General features: G+C 43.8%; 16 protein-coding genes. All 16 read left to right on the top strand.

What is annotated here, in order from left to right; genetic code table 11:
- Positions 1-999: 999 nt before the first annotated feature.
- The 16 genes from L2755_RS17085 (at position 1000) to L2755_RS17160 (ending at position 16485) form a co-directional block, all read left to right on the top strand.
- The gene (locus L2755_RS17085) at positions 1000-1455 is read left to right on the top strand and encodes a hypothetical protein (protein ID WP_248981887.1); all 456 of its coding nucleotides are present in this window, start codon (positions 1000-1002) and stop codon (positions 1453-1455) included.
- A gap of 194 nt (positions 1456-1649) precedes the next feature.
- The gene (locus L2755_RS17090) at positions 1650-3131 is read left to right on the top strand and encodes an NAD(P)H-hydrate dehydratase (RefSeq protein ID WP_248981888.1); all 1482 of its coding nucleotides are present in this window, start codon (positions 1650-1652) and stop codon (positions 3129-3131) included.
- Positions 3132-3212: 81 nt separating this feature from the next.
- Entirely contained in the window at positions 3213-3689 is a 477-nt protein-coding gene (gene tsaE, locus L2755_RS17095) for a tRNA (adenosine(37)-N6)-threonylcarbamoyltransferase complex ATPase subunit type 1 TsaE (protein ID WP_248981918.1), read from the top strand.
- A complete protein-coding gene (locus tag L2755_RS17100) occupies positions 3673-4983 on the top strand; it encodes an N-acetylmuramoyl-L-alanine amidase (protein ID WP_248981889.1) in 1311 nt (436 codons plus the stop codon). The genes tsaE and L2755_RS17100 overlap by 17 nt, the downstream gene beginning before the upstream one ends.
- A 25-nt stretch (positions 4984-5008) precedes the next feature.
- Positions 5009-6883, top strand: a complete 1875-nt coding sequence (gene mutL / locus L2755_RS17105) for a DNA mismatch repair endonuclease MutL (RefSeq protein ID WP_248981890.1) — start codon at positions 5009-5011, stop codon at positions 6881-6883.
- Positions 6876-7802 carry a tRNA (adenosine(37)-N6)-dimethylallyltransferase MiaA gene (gene miaA, locus L2755_RS17110; RefSeq protein WP_248981891.1) on the top strand — a complete coding sequence of 309 codons (927 nt, stop codon included), beginning with the start codon at positions 6876-6878 and terminating at the stop codon, positions 7800-7802. The genes mutL and miaA overlap by 8 nt, the downstream gene beginning before the upstream one ends.
- Before the next feature lie 94 nt (positions 7803-7896).
- Positions 7897-8175: an RNA chaperone Hfq gene (hfq, locus tag L2755_RS17115; protein ID WP_202286414.1), complete on the top strand. Its 279-nt coding sequence runs from the start codon at positions 7897-7899 to the stop codon at positions 8173-8175.
- Between the two features lie 20 nt (positions 8176-8195).
- A complete protein-coding gene (hflX, locus tag L2755_RS17120; protein WP_248981892.1) occupies positions 8196-9491 on the top strand; it encodes a ribosome rescue GTPase HflX in 1296 nt (431 codons plus the stop codon).
- A 48-nt stretch (positions 9492-9539) separates the two neighbouring features.
- A complete protein-coding gene (gene hflK, locus L2755_RS17125; RefSeq protein ID WP_248981893.1) occupies positions 9540-10673 on the top strand; it encodes an FtsH protease activity modulator HflK in 1134 nt (377 codons plus the stop codon).
- A gap of 3 nt (positions 10674-10676) precedes the next feature.
- Positions 10677-11555, top strand: coding sequence for a protease modulator HflC (gene hflC / locus L2755_RS17130; RefSeq protein ID WP_248981894.1), 879 nt, complete (start codon positions 10677-10679; stop codon positions 11553-11555).
- A 416-nt stretch (positions 11556-11971) separates the two neighbouring features.
- Positions 11972-12562: a ubiquinol-cytochrome c reductase iron-sulfur subunit gene (gene petA / locus L2755_RS17135; protein ID WP_248981895.1), complete on the top strand. Its 591-nt coding sequence runs from the start codon at positions 11972-11974 to the stop codon at positions 12560-12562.
- On the top strand, positions 12562-13776 hold the full coding sequence (locus L2755_RS17140) for a cytochrome b (protein ID WP_248981896.1): 1215 nt from the start codon (positions 12562-12564) through the stop codon (positions 13774-13776). The genes petA and L2755_RS17140 overlap by 1 nt, the downstream gene beginning before the upstream one ends.
- On the top strand, positions 13776-14471 hold the full coding sequence (locus L2755_RS17145; RefSeq protein ID WP_248981897.1) for a cytochrome c1: 696 nt from the start codon (positions 13776-13778) through the stop codon (positions 14469-14471). Before L2755_RS17140 ends, L2755_RS17145 begins: the two co-directional genes overlap by 1 nt.
- 110 nt (positions 14472-14581) lie before the next feature.
- Positions 14582-15211, top strand: coding sequence for a stringent starvation protein SspA (gene sspA / locus L2755_RS17150; RefSeq protein WP_202286408.1), 630 nt, complete (start codon positions 14582-14584; stop codon positions 15209-15211).
- Positions 15211-15663: a ClpXP protease specificity-enhancing factor gene (locus L2755_RS17155; protein WP_248981898.1), complete on the top strand. Its 453-nt coding sequence runs from the start codon at positions 15211-15213 to the stop codon at positions 15661-15663. Before sspA ends, L2755_RS17155 begins: the two co-directional genes overlap by 1 nt.
- A 249-nt stretch (positions 15664-15912) precedes the next feature.
- Positions 15913-16485, top strand: coding sequence for an anthranilate synthase component II (locus tag L2755_RS17160; RefSeq protein ID WP_248981899.1), 573 nt, complete (start codon positions 15913-15915; stop codon positions 16483-16485).
- The last annotated feature ends 54 nt before the right edge of the window (positions 16486-16539 follow it).

Genomic DNA, 16539 nt, shown 5'->3' on the forward strand with positions numbered 1-16539 from the left:
TAACTAAATTGTGTTTATAGAAAGAGTTGATACCGCTTTTTTGCCAAGGCATAGGTCATCAGTTCGAACCACTCCTGCTTGAATCAATCGCTCGCTGCAATCTTCCTCTAGCAAAAACTTCCAAATCTAGCTCAATTGTGTTTATAGCAATAGTTGATACCGCTTTTTTGCCAAGGTATAGGTCATCAGTTCGAACCGCTCTTGTTTGAATCAATCGCTCGCTGCAATCTTCCTCTAGTAAAAACCCAAAACCCTAACTAAATTGTGTTTATAGAAAGAGTTGATACCGCTTTTTTGCCAAGGCATAGGTCATCAGTTCGAACCACTCCTGCTTGAATCAATCGCTCGCTGCAATCTTCCTCTAGTAAAAACTCCAAAACCTAGCTCAATTGTGTTTATAGCAATAGTTGATACCGTTTTTTTGCCAAGGTATAGGTCATCAGTTCGAACCGCTCTTGTTTGAATCAACAGCTCGCTGCAATCTTCCTCTAGTAAAAACCCAAAACCTTAGCTCAGTTGTGTTTATAGAAAGAGTTGATACCGCTTTTTTGCCAAGGTATAGGTCATCAGTTCGAACCGCTCTTGTTTGAATCAACAGCTCGCTCCAATCTTCCTCTAGCAAAAACTTCCAAATCTAGCTCAATTGTGTTTATAGCAATAGTTGATACCGTTTTTTTGCCGAGGTATAGGTCATCAGTTCGAACCACTCTTGTTTAAATCAATAGCTCGCTGCAATCTTCCTCTAGTAAAAACTCCAAAACCTAGCTCAATTGTGTTTATAGCAATAGTTGATACCCTTTTTTGCCAAGGTATAGGTCAGGATCTATGGCAACAATTACGTGATCAAGCGCTTGTTTCTTTCACTATCTCTAAAGTAAGCGATTTCCTAATGGGCAAAGTATGACAACCCTCAAATATTCGGTAGCGTATTTAGCTCATAATACAAGCAGACTAATTTTTGGCTTGTCATCTAAAATGCGAGCGATAGGAGAGCTGTAAATGCGTATTCAACAACTTAGTGAGCTTTTAGATTATGTAGCAACTTGTCGTCGTGAAATGGCACAGCTATATAGCCGTTTACACACGCAAGCTGATTCAACACGTGTAAAGCTAATGCTAGAGTATTTCAAGCAGCATGAGCTGCAGACCGCTGAGAAGCTGGAAAACTATATCGATGAAGCTCCTAAGAAAATACTTGATACTTGGTATAAAGATATCGTCTTTGAAGATTTCATCACTCTTTGTCTAAAGCAAACTATGCCAGCAAACATGAGTGAAGATGATATTTTGGAGCTGCATTTAGAGCTCGATAATAAGCTGATCGGATTAATTGAAAAGACAGCTCTTTCATCAGCATCCCCAGACACAAAAGGTGCACTTGAAGATCTCGTTAGGGTTGAAAATATTCAACAGCAGCGTTTGGTGCATAGTAGTATCCGCATGGACGATATCTAGTCGCAAGATTTTCTCTACTGAAAAGGCACCAAGAGGTGCCTTTTTTGATCTTCCGCATAACGACAGCATGGCTATACTTGTGTTAGATCAACTTATGGTGATTTAAGTCTCTTCAGGATGAACAATTCATTTGTGTTTAAGTCTGAATGACTAACATTCTAAGTTAGTCATGATTCTGTTTTGGAAAAGCCTAAATGAGCGAAAAGTATCTGTCTTCATTATTATCATTATATTCTGTCCAGCAAGTGAGGGACGCTGAGGTTGACGCTGTCCGTTGTGGCGAAATAAGCCTTTATGATTTAGTTGAGCGGGCCGCATTAGCAGCCTCTGAGCAACTTCAAACCTTAAAGCCAGACTCTCAATCTATTTTGATTTTGGCGGGTCATGGCAACAATGGTGCCGATGCTTATGTTACGGCATCTATGCTGATTAAAGCGGGACGAACTGTCATTTTGCAAGCCTCTGCCGCCCATAGCCCATCAGAAGAATTGCTACTTGCGATTGCATGTTTTGAAAACCTAGGGGGTAAAGCGACTCTTTTCTGTAGCGATAGCATCGCTACAGCAGAGGTGATTGTTGATGGCCTATTAGGTACAGGGGCTAAAGGTGAACTGAGTGATGAGCTAGTTGCGGTGATTAGTGCGGTGAATCGCAGCGATGCGTGGGTGTTGTCACTTGATGTTCCATCTGGAATTGAGCCTGATACAGGAATATCGAAGCAAGTTGCTATAGACGCGAATATGACCCTGACCTTTGGAGCGATTAAGCAAGGTTTATTAACCAGCCAAGCTCGACACTTTTGCGGTCAATTATTACTGGCAGATATTGGCTTGGAGTCATTTCTTCCTCCAAGCAAGGTTAAAAGATTAATCAGCGAAGATCTGCCGAACATTTTCCTGCCGAGAAGAAGGGATTCCCACAAAGGCAATAACGGTAAAGTTTCCGTTATTGGTGGAGATATCGGCATGTCTGGCGCAGTGAGGCTGGCTTCTGAGTCATGTTTGAGAGCGGGTGCTGGACTGGTCACCGTAATTTCTAGACCGGAACATCACACGGTAGTTTGTACCACTCGACCTGAATTGATGTTTTGGGGTTGTGAGTTAGTCGATATGGAAGTTTATCTTAAATTGGGCTGGGCAGATGTGTTGGTTATCGGCCCCGGCCTAGGAACTACGGATTGGGGATACAATCTACTTAAGGCGGTCGATTTGGCTGACAAACCCAGTGTGATCGATGCCGATGCGTTAAACCTACTGTGTCATTTCCCCCAGTCGAATAAGCATTGGGTGTTAACTCCACACCCTGGTGAAGCAGGACGATTACTCGGGGTGAGCACTGCAGAAATAGAGAAAGATCGTTTTAAGGCCGTTCGTAGCTTGCATGAGAAGTATGGTGGAGTCATTGTTTTAAAAGGTGCAGGAACCCTTATTTATGATGGGTATGACTGCGTTGTAGCGCCGGTTGGAAACCCTGGCCTTGCCAGCGGTGGCTGCGGTGATGTGCTCTCAGGGATCATTGGTGCATTGATAGCGCAGGGTTTTAGCAACATGGAAGCGGCTTATCTCGCGGTTGTCATTCATGGTGACGCAGCCGATCTAGCGGCTAAAAACGGTGAAAGAGGTATGCTAGCCAGTGATTTAATGCCCTATATTCATCAGCTGGTTAATGAAATCTAGTTTAGAAATCGAGATGATTAGGTTAAAGTAACGCATTCTAGCCAATGTGTTACTAGGACAGCTTTTTAAATTAATATGAATATGCAAACAATTACCTTAGATCTTAATAATGAGCAAGAGACTGTAAGTTTAGGGACCAAGTTATCGGCACTCATTACACCGCCTTTAACGCTCTACCTTAGTGGTGATTTAGGCGCTGGCAAGACCACATTTAGCCGAGGACTAATCCAAAGCTTAGGCCATGATGGAGCCGTAAAAAGCCCTACCTACACCTTGGTTGAGCCATACGAGTTGGACGGAATTGACGTTTTTCATTTTGATTTGTATCGGCTATATGATCCCGAAGAACTTGAGTTCATGGGAATACGAGATTATTTTACTGAACGTAGCCTATGTATTGTTGAATGGCCTGATCGCGGCCACGGCCTATTACCGCCAGCGGATATACACATTGGCATTAAATATGTTAATACTGGACGACAAATAGAATTACAGGCTCTCTCTACAAAGGGTGAGCAAATATTGGCGTGTTTGAATAATAATGATAATAAACAATAATATATTTAAGCTAGTTCTACTACTTCTTACCTTTGGTGCTTCATTTTTTGCGCAGAGTGCTAATAAACTCGAAGGCGTAAGAGTATGGGCTGCACCCGAGTCAACACGTATTGTTTTTGATTTAAGTCAATCGCCGAATTACACGCACTTTACCTTGACCAACCCCTATCGATTAGTTGTTGATTTGAAAAACTCATCCAACAAAGTCAACCTATCTAAAATTGCTAACAACAGTAAGCTGGTTAAGAAAATTAGAAAGAGTTCTCCGCCAGAGAAAGGCACGCTCAGGATTGTAATTGATTTAGTTAAGCCACTAAAAGCGAGCTTGTTTGCGCTGCCTCCAACGGCTCCGTACGGAAATCGATTGGTTGTTGATCTCGATAGCGGAAGCTCTAAACCCACACGTAAGCCAGTGCGCGCATTGCGCGATGTTATCGTGGCTATTGATGCGGGACATGGTGGGGACGACCCCGGGTCTATCGGTCCGACAGGAATGTATGAAAAGAAAGTTGTCTTGCAGATAGCCCAAAAAGTCGCACAAAAAATTAATGCAACACCGGGAATGAAAGCGGTGATGACCCGTACCGGTGATTATTTTGTTAATTTGAATCGCCGCTCAGAGATAGCCAGAAATAGTAAGGCTGATCTGTTGATCTCTATTCATGCTGATGCGTTTACCTCGCCACAACCTAGAGGTGCTTCAGTCTGGGTATTGTCTATGCGTCGTGCCAACAGTGAAATTGGTCGTTGGTTAGAGCAGAAAGAGAAACATTCTGAGCTGCTCGGTGGTGCCGGTGAAATTATTCAAAATACCGATAATGAACAGTATTTGGCGATGACCTTACTCGATATGTCGATGGATCGCTCAATGGCGATTAGTCACAATATTGCTGGTGATGTTTTATCTAACCTAGGCAAGGTGACTAAACTACACAAATATAAGCCAGAGTCGGCCAGTTTTGCCGTGCTTAAATCTCCAGATATTCCGTCGATATTGGTAGAGACTGGATTTATTTCAAATCATAGGGAGGAGCGGTTACTCTCCCAACGAGAGCATCAAAATAATATTGCCAAAGCCGTACATAAGGGCGTGGTTAAGTATTTTGCAGCCAATCCTCCGGTTAATTCGTTACTCGCCAGTAAAAGTAATACCAAGCACAAAGTACGCAGTGGTGAATCATTATCGGTTATTGCCCATCGTTATCAGATCACGATAAGCGGCTTGAAAAAAGCCAATAAGCTTAAATCTGATACATTGAGAATTGGGCAAACGTTAGTCATTCCGCGGGCGTAATCATGTTGCAGTTAAAGAGTAAATAATGGCCATAGAAAAGTTACCTCCTCAGCTTGCTAACCAAATAGCGGCTGGGGAAGTTGTTGAACGACCCGCTTCCGTTATCAAGGAGCTGGTCGAGAACAGCCTAGATGCCGGTGCAACCAGAGTTGATATCGAAATCGATAAAGGCGGTAGTAAACTTATCCGTATTAGAGATAATGGTTTAGGGATCCCAAAGGAGGATCTTGAGCTAGCGTTATCTCGGCATGCCACTTCTAAGCTCAAATCTCTTGATGATCTAGAAGCGATTATGAGCTTTGGATTTCGAGGGGAAGCATTAGCCAGTATTAGTTCTGTTTCTCGGCTTACCTTAACCTCAAGGACGGTTGAGCAAACAGAAGCATGGCAAGCCAAGGCTGAAGGCACGGAGATGGCGGTGCAAATATTACCCGCAGCGCATCCCGTTGGAACAACAATCGAAGCCATCGACCTGTTTTTCAATACACCGGCTAGGCGTCGCTTCTTAAAAAGTGATAAAACTGAATTTACTCATATAGACGAATGGCTAAAGCGCATCGCACTAGTCAGGCGTGATATCCACTTTACCCTTAAGCATAATGGTAAAAGTGTCCGTAATTACCGTCCGGCGAATACCGAAATTCAGTATCTACAGCGTTTAGGGCAAGTGTGTGGTAAAGCGTTTGCGGAAACGTGCTTGCATATTAATTGTCAGCACAACGATTTAACGTTAAGTGGCTACCTTCAAGCACCCAATGCCGCATCCGGCTATTGCGAAACACAGTACTTTTACGTGAACGGTCGCTTGGTTAAAGACAGACTGGTTAACCACGCGGTGAGACAAGCATTTTCTGAATTTGCCATCGGCGTTTCACCTGGTTACGTACTCATGCTCGAACTTGACCCTCATCAGGTGGACGTTAACGTGCATCCTGCAAAACATGAGGTGCGTTTCCATCAAAGCCGTTATATACATGATTATATTCTGCAAGCGTTGCAATCAGCGATGACGCAATCTGCCGAGCTTGGGTTGCAAGTGGAGCCAGAAGTCAGTGAATTACAAAATAATACCTTTGTGGATCAAACTCCATCTGCGAACGGTGCATCAATAGCAGCTTCTCAAGGCTATGCTGAAGCCAGCAATAAGCCATCGGCATCTTTTAGTGTCAGCGAGCGTCCAGCTGCAGCATCACAAAGTAACAGTGATCCCCAGTCGAGCTACAGAGCGCCATTAAGGCCCGTTACTCATCGCCCGGAAGTGAGTTTACCCACACAAAGCAGCTTAGATGCTTATGGGAGTTTGCTTAGTACCACTAAAAGCCCCACTGTTAATGTGGCAAGCAACAGAAACACCAATGCAGTGGCTGGCGCAGCGGTAAACATGCCGCCGGTATTAGCAGATAAATATTGGCTGATAGCGAAACAAGATACGCTGAGCTTGCTAAGTATCGCTGATGTCATTAATGCGACTGTACGTGAAGAGATAAAGTTAAAGTTTGCTCAAGGATTGGTGGGTCAACCTTTGCTCATGCCAGTTGCTGTACCTGTTGATAAGGTCTGGAGTGAGATCATAGAAAGTAGAGAACAGTTACTGCGAAAGTTAGGAATTGAGCTATCTATTCGACTTGGGCAGTTGATTATCAAAAAAGTGCCCCCATATCTGAGGGACAGCCAATTGGCTTCGTTGATCCCTGAGTTATTACAATGGATCCGCTTTGAATTGCCCTGTGATGCAGCATTAATTAGTTGGCTTGCTGAGCAATCCTCAGATCATTTTACTGCCAGCGCCGAGGCGTGGTTAGCTTTTAATACGCTCGATGAGAGTGTTATAAGCGCACTTTATAATCAAAGCCAAGTATTACCTTGGCAGCAATGGATGAAAGAATCTCAGAGTGACTGACAAGAAAAAGCATAAAGTTATCACCTTAATGGGCCCAACAGCTTCAGGTAAAACGGCGTTGGCCATTGAGCTTGTCAAAAACCATGACTGCGAAATTATTTCTGTGGACTCTGCATTGATCTACAAGCAGATGGATGTTGGAAGTGCTAAACCCGACGCCGCAGAGTTAGCCGAAGCTCCTCATCGCCTGATCAATCTTATTGACCCGGTGGAGAGTTATTCAGCTGCAGATTTTAGAAGAGATGCACTGAGCCAAATAGAAGAGATCATTAGTCGTGGTAAAACGCCTTTGCTTGTGGGGGGGACTATGATGTATTTCAAAGCCTTGATTGAGGGCTTATCACCTCTTCCTGCGGCAGACGAAGCCATTCGCGCGCAAATAGCTGCAGAAGCAGACACTCTTGGTTGGCAAGCATTACATGACGAACTTAGAACAATTGATCCGGTATCGGCTGAACGTATTCACCCTAATGATCCGCAGCGATTAGCCAGAGCATTAGAGGTATTTCGGATCAGTGGCAAGTCGTTAACAGAGTTAACGAAAACCAAATTAGATGCATTCCCTTACGAAGCAGTGCAATTTGCGATTGCGCCGAACGACAGAAAGGTGTTACATAAAGCGATAGAAACTCGTTTTATGTCGATGTTAGGTCAAGGATTTGTAGAAGAAGTAAAAAATCTAAAGGCTCGCGGTGACTTACATTTAGACCTGCCATCAATGCGATGTGTAGGTTATCGACAATGCTGGCAGCATTTAGATGGTGAATTTGACTATGAAACTATGGTTGAAAAAGCTATTGTTGCTACTAGGCAATTAGCTAAGCGTCAATTAACATGGTTACGTGGTTGGCCAGAGTTAATCTGGCTAGAAAGCGGAGCTGAAAGCAATCTTGCTACAGTAATGCGATATAGTCGCTAGCTTATTGGCCGTCGCTGTATAATACTAAAACCAAAGAATAAATTTTATAGTATTCGAATTACTATTGATATTACATAAAAAAGGAAATTAGAAAATGGCAAAGGGGCAATCTTTACAAGACCCGTTTTTGAACGCATTGCGTCGTGAACGCGTTCCAGTATCTATTTATCTTGTTAACGGCATTAAGCTACAAGGGCAAGTTGAGTCTTTCGATCAGTTTGTTATCTTGCTTAAAAATACGGTCAGCCAGATGGTTTACAAGCATGCCATTTCAACAGTGGTACCGTCACGTCCATTTAACGTGAGTAACCACCAAGCGACGAATGCTCAAGCAGGTTATAACGCTCAACACGATGAAAGTGATGAGAAGTAAGTTTTTAAGGAGATTGCTTTTTGTTTGATCGTTATGAGGCAGGAGAAAAAGCGGTACTTGTCCATATCGACTTCTCCGATGAGGATAGCCGAGAGGATCTAGAGGAGCTCAAACTTTTAGTTGAGTCTGCTGGTGCCCAGTCAATCGGAGTCATTACAGGAAGTCGTCGTGCTCCGGATCGTAAGTTTTTTATTGGTTCGGGAAAAGCGGAAGAGTTAGCTGCGATGGTTGCAGCTACAGATGCTAATGTGGTTATCTTTAACCATCCTTTGAGCCCCGCTCAAGAGCGAAATTTGGAGCATCTGTGTGAATGTCGAGTGCTCGACAGAACAGCTTTGATCCTTGATATTTTTGCTCAAAGAGCGAGAACCTTTGAGGGTAAGTTGCAAGTGGAGCTAGCGCAATTGCGCCACATGTCAACGCGCCTAATTCGGGGTTGGACGCATCTAGAAAGGCAGAAAGGGGGCATTGGTCTTCGCGGACCAGGTGAAACCCAACTAGAAACAGATAGACGTTTGTTAAGAGCGCGAATTCGTACTATTAATAGACGTTTAGCTAAAGTAGATAAACAGCGTGATCAAAGTCGTAGAGCTAGAGTGCGAAGTGATATGTCGACAGTGTCCTTGGTCGGATATACCAATGCCGGAAAGTCGACATTATTCAATGCATTAACATCTTCAGATGTTTACGCGGCTGATCAGCTTTTCGCAACGTTAGATCCAACATTGCGAAAATTAGAGTTACCAGATGGACATGTTATTTTAGCTGATACTGTAGGGTTTATTAGGCATTTGCCTCATGATCTTGTTGCAGCATTTAAAGCTACATTGCAGGAAACGCGACAAGCAGACTTGTTATTACATGTCGTGGATAGCGCTGATGAGAACATGGCGGATAATTTTGAGCAAGTGCAGAATGTGCTCAAAGAGATCGACGCTGACGAAATTCCACAATTGATCGTTTGTAATAAAATCGATCTGCTGGATGAGGTGAAACCTCGCATCGATTACGATGATGAGGGGAATCCAATTAGAGTCTGGGTATCTGCCCAGCAGCAAAAAGGCTTGGAGCTAGTTCAAGAAGCTATCAACGATTTAGTTGGTAAAGCTGTCAAAGAACTAACCTTGCAAATTCCCGCTTCGGCAGGACATTATCTGGGCCAGTTTTATAAACTGGATGTAATACAGCAGAAAGAGTATGACGATCTGGGGAACTGTATGATCTCTGTGCGCTTGTTAGAGGCGGATTGGCGTCGACTGGTGAAGCAGAGCCTTGGTGAAATAGAAACTTTTATCGTCGATGAAGTCGTCGTATAAATTGTTATTTTAGTAATCTCGCTTATTTCATACACTATGGAGTACTAAATGGCTTGGAACGAGCCCGGTAACAAGGGTCAAGACCCTTGGGGGAAAAAAGGTGGTAACGATAAAGGACCACCTGATTTAGATGAAGTTTTTCGCAACCTTTCTAAGCGCTTTGGCGGCAAAGGTTCTGGCGGTGGCATAAGCGCAATGAGCTTGGTTATCGTTTTAGCAATTGCCGTTGTTGTGTGGGGCTTATCGGGCTTCTACACAGTTAAAGAAGCTGAGAAGGGTGTAGCACTGCGTTTTGGTGGCTATATTGGTGAAGTTGATCCTGGCCTTCAATGGAAAGCAACCTTCATTGATGAAGTGACTCCAGTGAATGTGCAAACTGTTCGTTCAATTCCAGCTTCTGGCAGTATGCTTACAGCGGATGAAAACGTGGTATTAGTGCAACTTGACGTTCAATATAGAGTGAATAATGCGAAGAATTATCTTTATAGTGTAGTCAATGCCGATGCCAGTTTGCGCGAAGCAACTGACAGTGCATTACGTTACGTTATTGGCCACAATACGATGGATGATATCTTGACCACGGGTCGAGATAAGATTCGTCGTGATACCTGGGATGAGATTGAACGTATCATCGAAAGGTATAACCTTGGTATCGTCATTGTTGACGTTAACTTCTTGCCTGCCCGTCCGCCAGAAGAGGTGAGAGACGCCTTTGATGACGCAATTGCCGCGCAAGAGGATGAGCAGCGCTTTATCCGTGAAGCAGAAGCTTACTCTCGTCAGTTAGAACCTCAGGTTCGAGGTACTGTGCAGCGTATGGGTCAACAAGCTAGAGCTTACAAGCAAAGAGTTACGCTTGAAGCCCAAGGTAAAGTTGCTCGTTTTGAGCAGTTACTACCTGAATACCAAATGGCACCGGAAGTCACTAGAGAGCGTATGTATTTCGATACAATGCAAGAGGTGATGAGTGGGACCAGTAAGGTGCTTATTGATGCAAAAAGTAGTGGTAACTTGATGTATTTACCGTTAGATAAGCTGATGCAAAATAGCCAATCTGGTAAATCTACCAGCGTTAATCGCCAACCCGCACAGCCTATAATGTCGGTGAACAGCACGACAAATAATAGCAGTATGCCTCTTGATGGTCGCCCATCAAGAGGAGATCGTACGGGGAGGAATTAAATCATGGGTAAATTTATTGCAGTAATAGTAGCGGTACTTATTGCTATCAGTTTGTCGTCTATTCTAGTGGTTCATGAAGGCGAGCGCGCAATCGTTTCACGTTTTGGTAAAGTCTTAAAAGATGACGGTGTTACGCGCGTTTACAGCCCTGGTTTGAATATAAAGATCCCTATGCTTGATAAGGTCAAGTTTTTGGATTCTCGCGTTCAAACCTTGGATGGTGCTGCGGACCGTTTTGTGACTTCTGAGAAGAAAGACCTTATGGTCGACTCTTATGTGAAGTGGCGTATCTTGGATTTTGAACGTTACTATTTGTCGACTAATGGTGGCATTAAAGCGAACGCGGAATCTCTGCTACAACGCAAAATCAACAACGATCTTCGCACTGAGTTTGGTCGTCGTACGATTAAAGAGATCGTTTCTGGTAGCCGTGATGAACTGCAATCTGACACACTTAAAAATGCTTCAGAAAGTGCCGCCGACTTAGGCATTGAAGTCGTTGATGTCCGAGTTAAGCAGATCAACTTACCGGCTAACGTTAGCACCAGTATCTATCAACGTATGCGTGCAGAACGTCAAGCTGTAGCCAAAGAGCATCGTGCTCAAGGGCAAGAGCAAGCCGAGATCATTCGCGCTAAGACAGATGCTAGTGTTACGATTCAGACCGCTGAAGCTGAGCGTAAAGCGCTAACTTTGCGTGGTGCAGGTGATGCTGAAGCCGCCAAGATATATGCAGATGCATACACTAAAGATCCTGAGTTTTATAGCTTTGTACGTAGTTTAGAAGCTTATAAAGCGAGTTTCTCTGGTGACAGCAATGTGATGGTACTTGAACCGAATAGCGAGTTCTTTAGATATATGAAGAGTTCTACTGGTAAGTAAGTTTGTCACTCGATAAAAAAAGGCCTAACAAATGTTAGGCCTTTTTTGTAGGTAAAATAATTAATTTCACCGCCTTTTTCTAATTCCCACCTATTCCGTCAACTATTCATTAATAGCAATAATAAGCCAGCATCTCAGAACGTAAGTGTCTAATTTAGCTCTGTTTAAATAAAGTGTTTTTTAATGTTCTATTGAGCTTATTTGACAATATTGTTAGTCTTAATGCTTTCTTTTTGTGCATAATCGGCACTAAAAGCAACATAGTTAACTTAGTTATGTGTTTTAACTATGATCTGGTTCTGATTTTTGGCTATAATGAGCCCCGCCTCAAATTTATATTTTTATTAACTGACTTAAGTCAGATTTTAAGAAACTTGAATAAAACAAGAATTCCAACACTCTCTGGAGATAAGTGGATGAGCAATGCGCCAGTCGATACCGGACGTCGCAGATTTCTGACCGCAGCAACCGCCGTAGTAGGTGGTGCTGGTGCCGCTGCTGTAGCGGTTCCGTTTATAAAGTCATGGAATCCGAGTGCCAAAGCGAAAGCAGCAGGTGCGCCGGTTGAAGTAAATATTAGTAAAGTCGAGCCAGGTCAACTTATTCGAGTTGAATGGCGTGGTAAGCCTGTATGGGTTGTTCGTCGTACCAAGGAGATCTTAGATGGTCTGCCTGCAATTGACGCACAGCTTCGCGATCCAGATTCTGTTGAACCACAACAGCCTGCATACGCACAAAACACAGGGCGTTCAATTAAGGCCGAGTATTTCATAGCCGTTGGCTTATGTACTCACCTAGGTTGTTCTCCAACTTACTTACCAGATACATTTGGTGAGCAGGTAGAAGGTGTTGCATCTGGCTTCTTCTGTCCTTGTCACGGTTCTAAGTTTGATATGGCTGGTCGCGTATTTCAGGGTGTACCAGCACCATTGAACCTAGTCATCCCTCCACATCAATATATTGATGATGGCACCGTGATTATCGGTGTTGATAAAGGAGCTGCGTAATGGTTAAAAATATCATTGATTGGATTGATGAGCGTATCCCGATGACGGCAACCTATAACCGTCATGTTGGTCAATATGCGACGCCGACCAACTTTAACTTTTGGTACTTTTTTGGCTCATTAGCCATGTTAGTACTGGTCAACCAACTGCTTACGGGTATTTGGTTAACAATGAACTACGTTCCGACTGCGGAAGGTGCGTTCGCTTCTATCGAATATATCATGCGTGATGTGGAGTACGGTTGGTTGCTGCGGTATATGCATTCCACCGGTGCATCAGCCTTCTTTGTCGTCATCTATCTTCATATGTTCCGTGGCATTATTTACGGGTCGTACCAGAAGCCTAGAGAGCTGCTATGGCTATTCGGTATGCTGATCTTCCTCGTGTTGATGGCTGAAGCGTTTATGGGTTACCTGCTGCCTTGGGGACAGATGTCCTACTGGGGCGCACAGGTAATTATCTCTTTGTTTGGCGCCATTCCTTTTATCGGTGATGACCTGACATTGTGGATCCGCGGTGACTTTGTCGTCTCCGGCGCAACCCTAAACCGTTTCTTTGCACTGCATGTTATCGCATTGCCGCTGGTATTAGTTGTGTTGGTATTCCTACACCTAATTGCCTTGCATGAAGTTGGGTCAAACAACCCAGACGGTATCGAGATTAAGAAGAATAAGGATGAGAACGGTTGGCCGAAAGATGGCATTCCATTCCACCCATACTACACAGTGAAAGATATTATGGGTGTCGCAGGATTCCTGATTGTCTTCTGTTATGTATTGTTCTTTATGCCTGAAGGTGGTGGTTACTTCCTTGAGGGGCCGAACTTTGAAGCGGCGAACCCGATGAAGACGCCAGAGCATATTGCACCGGTTTGGTACTTCACACCTTTCTATGCAATCTTGCGTGCGATCCCTGACAAGTTAATCGGCGTTATCGGCATGGGCTTAGCCATTGCTGTGTTGTTTGTTCTGCCTTGGTTAGATCGTTGTAGTGTTAAGTCAGTTCGCTATCGCAGCATGACTCACAAGCTGAACATTGGTCAGTTTGCCGTATCATTTATTGTATTGGGCTACTTAGGTGCAGTTCCTACAACGGAAATCCTGACTTATGTGGCACGTTTCTTTACGGTGACTTACTTCGGCTTCTTCTTACTGCTGTGGATATACAGTAAGAATGAGAAGACTAAGCCTGTACCAGAGAGGTTGACACACTAATGAAGAAATTATTGATTGCATTAGTCGCATTGGTTCCAACGTTGGCTATGGCTTCAGGTGGCGGTGCCCACCTTGAAGACGCTAACATAGATCTTAATGATCAAGAGTCACTGCAGCGTGGTTTGGATCACTTCCAAAACAACTGTGCCGGTTGCCATAGCACTCAGTATCAGCGTTATGAGCGAGTGGCAAATGATCTCGCTATTCCGCTAGATGTTATGAGCGCTAAATATGTCCATGGAGAAGCCAAAGTTGGCGAGCTCATGGAAAATGCGATTCCTGAAACAGACGCTGCTAAGTGGTTTGGTGCAACGCCTCCAGACCTAACATTAGTTGCCCGTGTTCGTGGCGAAGATTGGGTTTACACATACCTTAAGGGTTTTTATAAAGATGAAAATCGCCCATTTGGTGTAAACAATACTGTTTTCCCATCAGTTGGTATGCCCCATGTTCTGCAAGAACTTCAGGGCCTAGCAGTTAAACAGGAAGATGGAACACTCGTTGCGACTGGCGGTACACTGTCTGCTGAGGAGTATGACCAATACGTCCGTGATATCACTGGCTACTTGGTTTACTCTGGCGACCCAGTAAAACTTGAGCGTGAAAGCTTAGGTTGGTGGGTGATGGGCTTCCTATTTATTTTCTTTATTGTGGCCTACCTCTTAAAGAAAGAATACTGGAAAGATGTACACTAAGCCCTATTAAAGGGTAGAATGTATTATCCGCATATTGTAAACGGGGAGCTATGCTCCTCGTTTGCTTGTGCATTTTTTGCTTTTTGAATTGTGAATCCCGGAGGGTATCAATGGCTGTTGCTGCCAACAAACGCTCAATCATGACCCTGTATTCAGGCGCCGATGACCTTTATAGTCATCAAGTACGTATCGTTCTTGCTGAGAAAGGAGTAACGGTTGACGTACTGCAGGTTGATCCAAATGAGATCCCTGAAGATTTGATCGAGCTTAACCCGTACAACACTGTGCCAACATTGGTAGACAGAGAGTTAGTACTTTATAACTCTCGCATCATTATGGAATACCTAGATGAGCGTTTTCCTCATCCTCCATTAATGCCTGTTTATCCGGTTTCACGTGGTCAAACTCGTCTTTGGATGCACCGCATCGAAGAAGATTGGTATGCACTTGTAGAACGTATTAGAAAAGGCGACCGTGCTGAAGCTGCTCGTAAAGAGTTGACTGAAAGCTTAACGGCTATTGCCCCTATCTTCGGTGAAGTGCCTTACTTCATGAGCGAAGAGTTTGGTTTAGCGGATTGCTACTTAGGCCCACTATTGTGGCGTCTACCAGTATTGGGTATTGAGCTAGATAACCGTGCTGCCAAAGATATTAAAGCTTACATGACTCGTTTATTCGATCGTGAATCTTTTAAAGCTTCTTTAACAGAGACTGAGCGCGAAATGCGCATGGGTATCTAATGAAAGAGCTTACCCCGAATCGTCCATACTTGTTGCGGGCTTATTATGACTGGTTAATGGATAATCAGTTAACGCCCCATGTTGTTGTTGATGCCTATGTGCCTGGCACACAAGTACCACAAGAATATGTTAAAGATGGTCAAATTGTACTTAATATTACTGAAAGTGCTGTAGGTAACTTACAGATCACTAATGAGTTTATTGAGTTCAGTGCGCGTTTTGGTGGTGTTCCTCAGCAGGTGTTGCTGCCTATGGCTGCAATTGTTGCTATCTACGCCAGAGAAAATGGCGCTGGTACGGTTTTCGATTTAGAAGAATCTTACGAGATAGATGACGCTGAAGAGACAGGGCTTTCTGTAGTAAAAGAGCCTGTTGAAGTCAGTGAGCCTGAAGAGACCAAAGAAGAGGTTAAGGAACCTAAACGCCGTAGTCATCTGACCTTGGTGAAATAGGTTGTAACCCGAAAGAGAAGCCAGTCATTGACTGGCTTTTTTATTGGGAAAAATTCACTACAAAATGACAGGGGGGTATCGTTCATCCACTCCACTCTATAAGTGAAGATCTAGGGTCACTGTGATAGCATCAGCGCCCAACGATACTTAAACTCAATGCAAAGCAACATTTAGTGCGATTATCCCGATGGTTATCGGAATTCTATTCGTAATAGATGAAGCAAGTGATATACAGGCTCCGGCGCTCTTATGATCTTAATGATCGATAACTACGACTCTTTCACTTATAACTTGGTGCAGTACTTCCAGCAGCTGGAACAAAACATCACGGTTAGGCGTAATGATGAGATAACCCTTGGGCAAATTGAGTTGCTTAACCCCAGCCATATAGTCATCTCACCAGGGCCTTGCACGCCAAATGAAGCGGGTCTATCGCTTGCAATCATTAAGCAGTTTGCGGGTAAATTGCCTATCTTAGGTGTTTGCTTAGGGCACCAAGCTATTGCCCAAGTATTTGGCGCCAATGTGGTAAAGGCTAAACGTGTCATGCATGGAAAGACCAGCAACATAGTGCATTCAGGTAAGGGGCTATTTCTACACTTGAATAATCCACTTACTGTGACCCGATATCACTCCTTATTAATCGATGCAGTCCCAACAGGTTTTGTTTTGGATGCCTGGTATGATGACCCAGTGCACGGCCGTGAAATAATGGCAATGAGCAATCCTGAACACAAAATTTATTCAGTGCAGTTTCACCCCGAATCCGTTTTGACAGAGCAAGGGCATAACTTGTTAGCCAACTTCATCAAAATTACCTAAACCGCTACTATCTGTTACAAATTAACTGCGTTTTAAATCAATCCCGTTGATAAA

Source organism: Shewanella abyssi, assembly GCF_023284025.1.
Taxonomy (GTDB): domain Bacteria; phylum Pseudomonadota; class Gammaproteobacteria; order Enterobacterales; family Shewanellaceae; genus Shewanella; species Shewanella abyssi.